At 44.1% G+C, this 11,835-nt stretch carries 9 protein-coding genes; 3 read left to right on the top strand and 6 right to left on the bottom strand.

Annotated features, from left to right (window positions below):
* Positions 1-7: 7 nt before the first annotated feature.
* The 6 genes from PUN32_RS00460 to PUN32_RS00435 all read right to left on the bottom strand — a co-directional run bounded on the left by PUN32_RS00460 (position 8) and on the right by PUN32_RS00435 (position 7,835).
* Positions 8-904 carry a carbohydrate ABC transporter permease gene (locus tag PUN32_RS00460; protein ID WP_274721257.1) on the bottom strand — a complete coding sequence of 299 codons (897 nt, stop codon included), beginning with the start codon at positions 902-904 and terminating at the stop codon, positions 8-10.
* A 1-nt stretch (position 905) separates the two neighbouring features.
* Positions 906-1,895, bottom strand: coding sequence for a carbohydrate ABC transporter permease (locus tag PUN32_RS00455; RefSeq protein WP_274721256.1), 990 nt, complete (start codon positions 1,893-1,895; stop codon positions 906-908).
* A 61-nt stretch (positions 1,896-1,956) separates the two neighbouring features.
* Positions 1,957-3,201 (bottom strand): ABC transporter substrate-binding protein, encoded by a 1,245-nt coding sequence (locus PUN32_RS00450; protein WP_274721255.1) that lies wholly within the window; start codon positions 3,199-3,201, stop codon positions 1,957-1,959.
* Positions 3,191-4,225 carry a LacI family DNA-binding transcriptional regulator gene (locus PUN32_RS00445; RefSeq protein ID WP_274721254.1) on the bottom strand — a complete coding sequence of 345 codons (1,035 nt, stop codon included), beginning with the start codon at positions 4,223-4,225 and terminating at the stop codon, positions 3,191-3,193. The genes PUN32_RS00450 and PUN32_RS00445 overlap by 11 nt, the downstream gene beginning before the upstream one ends.
* A 263-nt stretch (positions 4,226-4,488) precedes the next feature.
* The gene (locus PUN32_RS00440; RefSeq protein ID WP_274721253.1) at positions 4,489-6,519 is read right to left on the bottom strand and encodes a methyl-accepting chemotaxis protein; all 2,031 of its coding nucleotides are present in this window, start codon (positions 6,517-6,519) and stop codon (positions 4,489-4,491) included.
* 140 nt (positions 6,520-6,659) lie between these two features.
* Entirely contained in the window at positions 6,660-7,835 is a 1,176-nt protein-coding gene (locus PUN32_RS00435; RefSeq protein WP_274721252.1) for a carbohydrate porin, read from the bottom strand.
* A 703-nt stretch (positions 7,836-8,538) separates the two neighbouring features.
* Between PUN32_RS00435 and PUN32_RS00430 the strand changes: the two genes are divergently transcribed.
* The 3 genes from PUN32_RS00430 (at position 8,539) to rsxB (ending at position 11,835) form a co-directional block, all read left to right on the top strand.
* Complete coding sequence (locus PUN32_RS00430) at positions 8,539-10,422, top strand: methyl-accepting chemotaxis protein (protein ID WP_274721251.1); 1,884 nt, start codon at positions 8,539-8,541, stop codon at positions 10,420-10,422.
* Between the two features lie 244 nt (positions 10,423-10,666).
* Positions 10,667-11,248 carry an electron transport complex subunit RsxA gene (rsxA, locus tag PUN32_RS00425; protein WP_274721250.1) on the top strand — a complete coding sequence of 194 codons (582 nt, stop codon included), beginning with the start codon at positions 10,667-10,669 and terminating at the stop codon, positions 11,246-11,248.
* Positions 11,248-11,835: an electron transport complex subunit RsxB gene (rsxB, locus tag PUN32_RS00420; protein WP_274721249.1), complete on the top strand. Its 588-nt coding sequence runs from the start codon at positions 11,248-11,250 to the stop codon at positions 11,833-11,835. The genes rsxA and rsxB overlap by 1 nt, the downstream gene beginning before the upstream one ends.

Raw genomic sequence — 11,835 nt, 5'->3', positions numbered from 1 at the left:
TACCTTTCTAACCTTTTACTGCACCTGAGGTTAAACCACTGATCATCTGTTTAGATGCAAAGAGATAGGTCACAACCAGCGGTAAAATTGAAATTGTGGTTCCCAACATCACTGCTCCCCATGGTGTATTGGGAATTCCTTGCACACTACGCAGAGCCTGGGTAATCACATAGTTTTCTGGAGTCATCAGCACCACAAGAGGTTGCATAAACATATTCCAGAAAAAGACAAACTGGACGATAGCCAAAGTAGCCAGGGCGGGTTTCATCAACGGTAATACCACACTCCAATACGTTCTAAATTCACCGGCACCATCGAGTTTAGCCGCTTCAAGCAACTCTCTAGGAATGGAAGCAACTACATGCTGACGCATCAGAAAAATCCCAAATGGCGTAGTGGTAAATGGCAGCCATACCGCAACGTGACTATCGAGTAAGCCTAAAAATTTCACGATCATGAAATAAGGGATAAGACTTAACACTGATGGGATCATCATTGACCCAACTAACATGCCAAACAAAATGCTTTTACCGCGAAATTTGAACACCGCAAATGCATAGCCACCCATGCTACAAAACAGCAGCGAAATAGACGTGCCTAAAAACGCAATATAAATCGAGTTAAACATCGCCTGCCAAAACGGCATAATTTCCTGCAATTTGGCATAGTTGATGGCTAAGCTGTCACCGATCGCAAAACTGATTCCTGTACTAAATATTTCCGTACGATCACGGGTTGATAACAAGGCGGACCAAATGAATGGGAATACAGTGACAATCGCAGAGATAATCAAAACAAAGCCAAGAACAACCATTAAAACCTTAGTCAGATTTTTAATTGCTCTATCGCTAGGCTTGATCGAAATCCATAACGACGAGTTTGATACAATTGAATGAGTCGCCATGTTATTGCTCCCCTAAACCTTTTTTACCGAAGAAGAAAAATTGAACCATGGTGCACATTGCGATTAAGGCAAACAGTAACCAAGAGATAGCCGAGGCGGTTCCCATTTCGAGCCATTCCCAGCCCACTTTGTAAAGGTACATTGAGATGGTCAAACCAGCTTGACCGGTACCACCGCCTCCACGAGTCAACACAAATGGCTCTTCAAACAATTGCAAGTTGCCAATAATGGTCATCGTTACTGCAAAGAAGACAAATGGGCGGATCATCGGCAGTGAAATATTCCAGAAGCGGCGGAAGGCATTGGCACCATCCATGCGTGCCGCTTCCAAAATATCTTTAGGAATGGTCATTAGCCCGGTGGTATACAACACAATGTTAAAACCGGTGTACTTCCAAAACACCATGATCGCGATGGATGGTTTAATCAAAGTTGCATCATCTAGCCAACGGATAGGTTGATATTGATTTACCCACGCAAATGCCCAGCCAAATAATGAACTATCAGCTAAGGCCATCAAGGTTTGGTTGATGATGCCGGTACTGGGTGAGTACATGTTGAAAAAGATCAGAGATGCAGCGACCGTCGAAGTAATATACGGTAGAAAATAGGCTGAAGTTAACCAATGACGGATCCGGTCTCCCATTGACACTAAAATATATGCTACGGGAATGGCAATTAAATGCTGAGCTAAACCTGAAGTAATTGCCAGCCAAAAGGTATTTTGTAATGAACGCCACAACCATGGATCAGTCAATGCAATATGATAGTTTTCAAGTCCTACATATTCCATTGCCCCAATCCCCTCGACGGGATTCCATGAATGAAATGATAAAAAAACCGAAAAAAGTAATGGAAATATTCCAAATACAGAAAAGATAATTAAAAACGGTAGCAGAAACGAATACGGTGTAAGCGCTTTCAAATTTAGACGAGAAAAAAAACTTCCCGTGTTTAATGTTTGTGCTGAGTCAGATAATAATCGGCTCATAATAACAACCCCTTACCTAAGGAGGCGTATCAACGCCTCCCAAATTTAAATCCAGTTTGGCTTACAGATTGCGAGTACGGCGCTTGATCAAGCGGTCAGCTTCTTCAAGCGCAGTCTTAATATCTTTACCTTCATCCAACACTTCCATCAGCGCATTTTCCAACACGATAGAACGCGCCACATGGTCACCTTTAGCAGGCGCAACAGGCTTGATATTTTTGGCCACTTCAGCAAACAGCAACCGTGCTTTTTGGCCACCTAGGAAGGCCATCTCTTGTGAAAATAGCGCGTCATCGTAAGTGGTCACATTGGCTGGGAACGCAGCGATAGTTTCAAAATGCTTAAGCTGTACATCACGACGAGTGGTCATATATTCAATCAGCTTCCATGCATCATCTTGCTTGGCAGATTGGGTTGGAATAGAAAGGAAAGATCCGCCCCAGCTACCATAAATACCATCAGGTAAGTGTGAAACACCCCATTTACCTGCTGTATCTGGCGCAATCCAGTTGTTCAAGTGACCAAGCAACCAAGCGCCCGATAGCTGTGTAGCAAAGGTGCCCTTACGAAAACCTTCATACCATTCGTTAGACCAAGCTAAGATTTTGCCATCTAAGCCTTTATCACGAATTTTCTTAGCAACTTCAAATGCATGCACAAAGCGCTCAGAGGTCACAACTGGGTTGCCATCTTTATCAAAATACAAGCCTTCACCTTCAGGGACTGTGGTGAAAATGATGGCTTGCGCTACATCTGCAGCAGAAGCAATCAATTGGATATTTTTCGCTTTAAGCTTTTCACCGGCTTGAATGTAAGAGTCCCAGTCTTTTATCGCTTCATTAACGTCAATCCCGACACTTTCAAAGATATCGGTGCGGTAATACATCACGCCTGGACCAAGATCGACCGGAATACCATAAACATTGCCATCAGGGCCCTTACCTTGTGCCCAAGCATACGGTGCAAAACGGTCTGCATATTTATCAGCACCATATTTTTCTGACAAATTAACTAAGCCACCAGACACCACAAACGGGCCAATTTTTTCTACATCAACCACAATCACATCACCAGCACCGGAGCCGGTTGCAAGGTTGGTGGTTAATTTCGTGTGATGGTCACCATGGTTATTCATCAGATAGTCAACCTTGATACCCGTCTCTTTCTCAAAGTCTGGTAACAGGGCTTTCAAACTGCTATCAAAATCGGGAAAACCATCAAAACGGATCTGGCTATTTGCTGCAGTTGCTGGTGCAGCAAGTCCGAGCGAAATCGCACTCAGCAGTGCTAATGTCTTAAATTTCATCCTTTATCCTTAATGTAGTTAGGGTACTTGTTATATCCATGACTGAATCTCGCACTACTAACGCAGGGTTGAGTTTGAAATTCACATCTTGCTTATTTTTGTTTAGCTTCTGTAAAGTGAGCTGAACGGCCTCAAGGCTCATTTTTTCAATTGGAAAATTAATCGTGGTTAAAGAAGGGGTTAGATAACGAGCAAAAATGTTATCGTCAAAACCGACGAGTGATACATCTTTCGGAATCGAATAGCCAGCCTCGCGTAACACTTCAAACGCACCAAAAGCCATGTGATCATTGCAGGCAAAAATAGCCGTAAATCGACAATCTCTTCTGAGTAGTTTGCGAGTAGCAATAGCGCCAGTCTCTTCAGTAAAACCGGCCTCAGAAACTAGTGCTTCATTGTAGCCCACCCCCGCTTGTTCCAAAGCTTTGCGATAACCCTGCAAGCGTTCTCTAGCATCAGATTTTTCCAACGGCCCAGTAATACATGCAATTTCAGTGTGGCCATGTTGCAACAGATATTGTGTCGCGAGTTTGCCCCCCAACTCGTTATCAATATCAATGCAACTGCGGTGCATCTCTGGAATAAAACGATTCACCAGCACTACCGGCACGCCCTGCTCTTCCAAGGCGATCAAGTAATCATCACTCAAATGTTGAACATGGAGGATCAATGCATCGACTCGGCGTCCTAAAAGAAACTCAATCGATTCACGTTGCTCCCGCTCATTATTGGAGCCAGCCGTTACCACTGCGTGGTAACCAAAGCGACGTAGATTCCCTTCTAAACAATGGAGAATGCCTGAATAAAAAGGTCCGCCAAGCTCTGGAACCACAATACCCACGCTGCCAGTACGGCTTGATGCCAAAGCTTGAGCGATCGAATTAGGACGATAGCCCAACTCTTTAATCGCTTTTTCTACTTTAAGCTTCTTATCGTGACTGACCCGACTAGTACCATTGATCACTCTTGATACTGTTGCCTGAGATACCCCCGCATGCTCAGAAACGTGTTTAATTGTTGCCACCGATACCTCAATACTGCTGCTATGGTTGAAAACGCTTACAAGGTAGGCACAGTATTCCGAATATAGAGTGTGGAATGAGTGAGTGTAGTCACACTAATTTTTAAGAAAAAAACGCTCTTTAATAAAGATTGAGAGCCACTACAATTCCTAATTGCTCCATGAAACAGTTTCATGAAATACATTAAACCCCTATCGGACACATAAATTTTACCCACCATTAAGGTGGGCAAATATAATGTAACAGTTTGAAAATTAATTAAAAATCAAACGGCACTATTATTTTGTTGCAAAATAAAACTATCGGTAAGTTCAAATTGGATTTCAGCAAGCTGCTCTAATTTTTCACCATGCAGAGCCACTTGTGAGGCACGCTGTAAATTTTGCTCAGATAACATATGAATATGGTTTATATTCTTACTGACTTCACCGGCAACAGATTGATGCATGATCGTAGCCTCGGCAATCTGATGGCTGCGTTCTGAAACTTGGTTGAGCAACTGATGCAAGCTGACAAATCGCCCATTGACTTGCTTGGCTTGCTGCATGCTTTGTGTCATTCCTGATAAACAATTAGAAATCTGCTTGGCAGCCAGATCTGTTTTGAGTTGCAAGCGCTCAATTTTGCTCTGAATTTCCTGAGCACTGTGGGTGGTTTGCGCTGCAAGGTTACGCACTTCATCGGCTACTACCGAAAATCCTCGCCCATGCTCTCCAGCACGAGCCGATTCAATCGCAGCATTCAATGCTAGTAGATTGGTCTGCTCTGAGATGCCCGCAATCGTGTCAAGGATCGATGCGATACTAACGCTTTCCTGCCCGAGCTCCTGATTAGTCTGTGTCACTTGATTGAGCTCCAACGAGAGTTGCTCTAACATCACGACATTGGCCGTCATGTCGGTCTGAGCCTTATCTGAGTGCTCCACAGATTGTGTCACAAGGTTCAGTGTATGCTCGGTAGACTGAGCAATCTCACGCACTGAAGATTCAATTTCTTCCATTGCAGAGGACAATGAAACCGTTTGTGAAGTTTGTTCATCAATTGCCCTATTGAGTTCAGTGCTAATTGTCTGATTAGTTAATGAGGCATGGTTAAGCTCTGCACTCGAGTGACGAATACGTTCAATGATGACGGAAAGATGGCGAACGACTAAATTGACCTTTTCAGCCACCTGCCCAAATTCATTGTTGGCCAAATATTCAACTTCGGAAGTCAAATCTTTAGCAGCAATTTTATTTAACGAATTGAGTAATAATTGGGTAGCTTTGCGCACCATATGAGTAAAACTCAACACCATACTCGCCGTAACCAAAATAGAGGCTAATGAAATGGCTATAAATAGAGTTCTGGTTTCATTCGAGGCTTGCCTCGCTTGGTTATACAGCTGATTAGAGATTTGGTTAGCATAGCGAGAAAGGCGATCAACATTAGCCAGCTGAACATCGATTTTTTGCTCTAATAAATCACGTAACTCAACAAGACTCTGTGCTCGTTCAACCACGTCAATATGCATCTTCACCGCCCCTGATGCTGCAAATGCATGTTGCTTGAGTGAGGCTATCTGAGCTTCAAGCGATGCATACAGTGCCGGGTTGTCTTTAATAAATAATTGCTCACTCTCCTCAAGATAACGTTGACGATTGGTTAACTGGCGAGCCACCGAACGAAGCTCGATCATATCCTGCTGCCTAAACACCGCCTCCGCTTCGTGCTTCAATAAACTAAGTTGGCTGGCCAATCCATCTAACGTTTTTAAGGCCACTTCAGATTCTGTACGACTACGATTTCGCTGTAGTGTATTAGCCAACTGGCTATTTAAGGACTGAAACTGCGACTGTAGAAGATAGCTTTGATCTAAGTGATCTAAATATACTGTGTGAGCATCAATCACCGAGGTGATCAAGCCTAATGTCTGTTCACCTTGCATAGTGATGGGATCGACATAATCAAGCAAGTCAGGACGCAGATCGCTCTGAGTAACAAACCAAACCAACTGATCATTATATGTATCGATATGGGTGTTAATGATCTGGCGTAAAGATGGCAATTCATCTAAATATTGTGTAGCCAAATATGGGGTAAGGCTGCGGTTAATATTTAGAAAATCAATAGTTAACTGAGCTGAACGTAGCATCAGCGGCGTCGCATTTTGGGTAATCGATTCCATCTTAGCCGTAACACTCTGGTTACTACTGATCGAAAGCCATGCACATCCCAACATAATGACAATTAAACACACACAACCAAAATAAAGACGAGAAACTAACGTTTGAAAGGGCATCGTCCAACGACTCATAAACAATTCGCCTTATATCGCTCTTAGAAAGAGAAAAAAGGGCACATAAGTGCCCAACTTGGGAGTTAATTTGATAAATAAACCTGGCCCAGAATTCTCTACCTTTGGGCCAGTAATGGACACTATGAACGATGAATAACTTACCACCACGCTTCAAACATTGCGCCAACCGCAAGCGTATCGGCAGTGGTTGAGTTAGATGCACCTGCAGCGGTGGTTTCAACATCACCCACAGTGGTATAGAAGCGTAGCATTGGGCGACTACCCGGTAGACCGCCTAGTGAAACGTTTTGTGATAGGGTTACTTTCCAACCGTTAACCTCTTTACCGCTTTGCCAATCTTCAATACCATAACCGGCTTCGAGCCAAGTGGAGTGCACTTCATTCCATTGATATTGAGGGCGCACAATACCGGCATATTCGCTCACTTTACCATCAGCTGCATCTGCACTTGAGATTTCTTTGTAAGAGACTAAGTAATCGATAATAAATTGCTCAGATGCTTGGAAATTACCATCTAAACTTAGGTAGACAACTTGCTTGTCACCTGCCAAGTCAAAAGCTGAGTTATCCGCCCCGTCAGCGTACTTCATCACCAATTTATTTGAACTACCCAAGCCTAATACCGCGCCCACTTGCCATGAAGTTTCATCTTCTTTGTCAACACCCGCTTCTTTAGAAGCAAAACCGTAGTTGGCATATAGGTCAAGATTACCAATACCCACATTAATACCATGTAGTTTTGATGTGATAGCATAAATGCCGGTATCGTTATTTAAGCTTCCACCCTCAGCATCGACCTTACCCACAAAACCCATATCGAGTTTCGCGACACCAAGATTTAAGTTATTAAAACCCGCCCCCTGACCATCGTGGGTCATCATGAAATAGTCATTCAATGATTGTGAGACACGCCCATGAAAATCACGTCCTGCCCACATATACAACTCAGGCTGACTTTCAAAAACATTAGTTACCCCAGCGTACATTTTTTTCAAGCTCACACCGCCATCAGAGTCCCAATCACGATGAGCCCACTCATCAATCATTAACACTAGATCCCACTTGGGACCGTTATTAGTTTGGATAGACTTACCAAACTGAAACTCACCACCGTTGCCTTCATTACCCAATCGACCTACAGAGCGACCAGTACTACCAACGTTGACATAGCGACTATCACCATCAGAGTAATGCGCACCGTAGCGAGCATAACCAGAAAAGGTAATACCAAGCGGATCTGCGGCCATTAAAGACGCAGACGATAAAATAGATGCCACAGCTAAAGTTATTGGTAAAATTTTTACATTTTTCATGTTATTTCCCTATTCATTTTAGAATTGTTCTAATTCAAGAAAATAATAAGCCATGAAACTTTTGAAAATATTTGCCGACTTCACACCGACTTATTGAAATAAAACGCGTGAAACAACACGTAAAAAAAACAATAAAAGAAAGAGAAGGCAACTCTTCGCTTTAGATAAAAAATAGCCTCCATGAGGAGAATGAAATCGCTTTCATTTCATAAAAATTTGAGGGACTCGGTCACAAAAAAAAACGACGGAGGGTAGTTGAAAAAAATACCGCCAATGAAAAATTTCATAATCATGAAAACTTTCATAAGCAGCAATAGCCGGCAATTTACCACATTTGTCACCACATACTTTTTGTATCTTGAGTTCTCGCTTAAAAACGATCCCCATTGGATCACAGCCCCCAAAATGGCCACATAATCCACTATTTTTCGCGATTCTTTGAGCAAAATCATAGTGAAACAATTGCATCCGCGACTTTTTAAGAGCGATAATCGCCCTCGTTTTTTGCTAGCCAAACTTTTTACTATTCAATTCAGTAAGCCATTCTGAACACATCAGAAATGGCATAAGCAGCAAGTGCATGCATGGCAACAAATCAACAACACTATGCTTACACATCATAACTACCACCATAATATCGCTGCTTTACAGTAGAAAGGGATCGCTGTTTAGATTCGCTTATCAGATAACCCCAAGGATATGTATGTTCAAAAACTTGTCATTGAAAAATAAATTAGCCATCTCGGCTAGCCTCGCGATTGTGATCGGCGGCCTACTCGTTGAGGCGGTCTCCTTCAAAGCAGCACTGACCCGCTTGGATGTGGAAGTTGAACAGCGCTTGCAAAGTGCGACCGCATCTTACAACCAATATGTGACAGATTGGTTAATCTCCAAAGAACGGGCATTGACTGCGCTAAGTGCGGAAGTGAAACCAGAAGCCATCGTGACTCACCTCAAACAGGTCAAGCATTCTGGTTCATTCGATAATGTGTTTTTGGCCTATCCGGATGGCAGTCAGCAAAATGCCAATGGCGTTGTATTACCTTCCAACAATAATGACCCGCGCAAATGGGGATGGTATATCAATGCCAAAGCGAATCCCCAAGCAGTGTTTATGGATAACCCGACCGTTGCGGCAGCAACTGGGGCCAATGTGGTATCACTCGGTAAGATGATCAGACTGCACGGCCAAGATTTAGTCCTCGGCAGTGATGTGGAAATTACCGATATCATTAATAGTATGAAACAGGTGATCTTACCTGGCTCGGGATATATGTTTATTGCCAATCAGCAAGGCAATATTTTTACTCATACCAACACCCAATTGCTTAATAAAAATGTCGCCGAGTTGGGCTTACGTTTCAATGATATTCAAACCGCACAACGCTTAGGCCAATACATTAACAGTGATGTGAATGGGCAAGAGAGTGTGCTGTTTGCCAGCGCGATTGCCGGCACCCAATTAATCAGTGTGATTGTGATTGATAAAGATTCTTTGGTTGCACCACTATTTTCTGCCCTGTGGGGACAATTGCTGGTCACACTGATTGTGGTGGTGATTTGTACGGTACTGTTTAATTTACTGTGTAATATGTTATTCCTGCCACTGAATAATGTCTCACGAGCGCTGGCACAAATTGCCAATGGTAGCGGTGATCTAACCCAACGGATCAAGGTGGAAAATAACGATGAAGTAGGCAAATTAGCCAACAGCTTCAATACCTTTGTCGCCAGTTTACAACAATTAATTGCCCATGTTCGTAACCAATCTGAGCAGTTAACCTCACAATCAGAGCACAGTGCGCAACGCTCGAATCTCTCCGTGTCAGAGCTCGGCTTACAGCAGCAAGAAGTGACCATGGTCGCCACCGCGGTCACCGAAATGGCCAGTGCGACCCAAGAGATTGCCTACAATGCTGAGCAAACCGCGCAAGCGGCGCAAAATTCGACCAACAGCACTGAACATGGACGGACCTTGGTACTCAATACCAAAGCCTCGATTCATAATTTAGCGCAAGAGATCAACCAAGCGAATGAGGTGATTTCCGCACTGAATCAGTACGCTCAAGAAATCAATACGGTGTTGGCGACTATTCAAGGTATTGCTGAGCAAACCAATTTACTGGCTCTCAATGCGGCGATTGAAGCGGCTCGTGCTGGTGAACAAGGTCGTGGTTTTGCGGTAGTAGCCGACGAAGTTCGTGTGTTATCACAGCGTACCCATACTTCAACTGAAGAGATCAAGGCCACCATCGATACCTTGCAAGAAACCACTAAACGCGCCGTTAGCCTGATGCAAACCAGCTCTAGTTTAGCGGCGAATTCGGTCGACGATGCGGATAAAGCCACCAATGCGTTAGAGGAAATTAATGCCGCTGTCGAGGTGATCAGCAATATGGCCACCCAAATTGCCACCGCAGCAGAGGAACAAACCCATGTCACTCAAGAGATCACTCAAAACATCACTGCGATCAAAGATGTGACCGAGCAACTGGTCGATGGCGCGCAAGATAGCCTCAGCCAATCGAATCAGCTCAAACAACAAGCCGATGATCTGCGCACCAAAGTCGCCACCTTTAAGGTATAACCCTGCGCGACCTCTCACCCACCGTAGTGGTTAACGCCGCAAACTAATCCAAACGGGCCTCAGCTAATGAGGCCCATTTTTTATTGAAGAATCAACCAAAACTGACTTTTTAGCGGAATAGCGCAACAAAATGCCGTTATTGCATATAATTTATTCAACTCTCTAAAACCTTAACTTTCCTTGGTTGTTATTGCGTTAGCAAAGCAGGATAATGCCGGGATCGGAAGCAAAAATTGATATAACTATGACCGAATATGTTTTGTTGTTAATCGGCACAGTGCTGGTTAACAACTTTGTACTGGTAAAGTTTTTGGGGTTATGCCCTTTTATGGGCGTATCGAAAAAACTGGAAACCGCGATTGGCATGGGGCTAGCAACCACCTTTGTGTTAACCCTCGCCTCCGTTTGCGCTTATCTGATGGAAAGCTATGTACTGCGTCCACTCGGGATTGAATATCTGCGCACCATGAGTTTTATTCTAGTGATCGCAGTCGTAGTACAGTTCACTGAAATGATCGTGCATAAAACCAGTCCAACCCTTTATCGCTTGCTGGGGATTTTCTTACCGCTGATCACCACCAACTGCGCAGTATTAGGGGTGGCACTGCTCAACATCAATCAAAATCATAACTTCGTTCAATCGATCATTTACGGCTTTGGTGCGGCAGTCGGCTTCTCACTGGTGTTGATTTTATTTGCTGCGATGCGCGAACGGATCCAAGTGGCTGATGTGCCAACGCCTTTTAAAGGTGCGTCGATTGCCATGATCACCGCAGGTTTAATGTCGTTAGCCTTTATGGGCTTTACCGGTTTGGTGAAACTGTAATGAGTGCCATCATCATCGCGATTCTTGTTCTAGCCGGATTAGCCGCACTGTTTGGGGCACTCCTCGGTTTTGCTTCAATCCGTTTCAAGGTCGAAGCCGACCCGATAGTGGAACAAATTGACGCTCTGTTGCCGCAAACTCAATGTGGCCAATGTGGCTATCCCGGATGTCGGCCGTATGCCGAGGCCATCGCCAATGGCGATATCATCACTAAGTGCCCTCCCGGCGGCCAAGCCACGATAGAAAAACTCGCGGATTTGATGGGTGTTGAAGTACAAGACTCCGCCCACGATCTGGATAATAAAGTCAAAATGGTTGCCTTTATCCATGAAGATATGTGTATCGGCTGCACCAAATGTATTCAAGCCTGTCCGGTCGATGCCATCGTCGGCGGTAACAAAGCAGTACATACCGTAATTAAAAACGAGTGTACGGGTTGCGATTTGTGTGTCGCGCCCTGCCCAACCGACTGTATTGAAATGATCCCACGAGCAACCACACCAGAAACTTGGAAGTGGCAACTTAACGCCATCCCTGTACGCAACGTGACCGCTGCAGCGCCTAGTGCGCCGCAACGGATGAATTAA

Origin of the sequence: Vibrio chanodichtyis (assembly GCF_028863985.1) — a bacterium.
In the GTDB taxonomy this organism is placed as follows: domain Bacteria; phylum Pseudomonadota; class Gammaproteobacteria; order Enterobacterales; family Vibrionaceae; genus Vibrio; species Vibrio chanodichtyis.
The sequence above is the reverse complement of the archived record's forward strand: the minus strand, read 5'-3'. Positions and strand labels throughout refer to the sequence as shown.

Excerpts from the sequence above, each read along its gene's own strand:
- PUN32_RS00430 (WP_274721251.1), top strand. The coding sequence starts at position 8,539 with ATGTTCAAAAACTTGTCATTGAAAAATAAATTAGCCATCTCGGCTAGC.
- rsxB (WP_274721249.1), top strand. The coding sequence starts at position 11,248 with ATGAGTGCCATCATCATCGCGATTCTTGTTCTAGCCGGATTAGCCGCA.
- PUN32_RS00450 (WP_274721255.1), bottom strand. The coding sequence starts at position 3,201 with ATGAAATTTAAGACATTAGCACTGCTGAGTGCGATTTCGCTCGGACTT.
- PUN32_RS00455 (WP_274721256.1), bottom strand. The coding sequence starts at position 1,895 with ATGAGCCGATTATTATCTGACTCAGCACAAACATTAAACACGGGAAGT.
- rsxA (WP_274721250.1), top strand. The coding sequence starts at position 10,667 with ATGACCGAATATGTTTTGTTGTTAATCGGCACAGTGCTGGTTAACAAC.
- PUN32_RS00435 (WP_274721252.1), bottom strand. The coding sequence starts at position 7,835 with ATGAAAAATGTAAAAATTTTACCAATAACTTTAGCTGTGGCATCTATT.
- PUN32_RS00460 (WP_274721257.1), bottom strand. The coding sequence starts at position 904 with ATGGCGACTCATTCAATTGTATCAAACTCGTCGTTATGGATTTCGATC.
- PUN32_RS00440 (WP_274721253.1), bottom strand. The coding sequence starts at position 6,519 with ATGAGTCGTTGGACGATGCCCTTTCAAACGTTAGTTTCTCGTCTTTAT.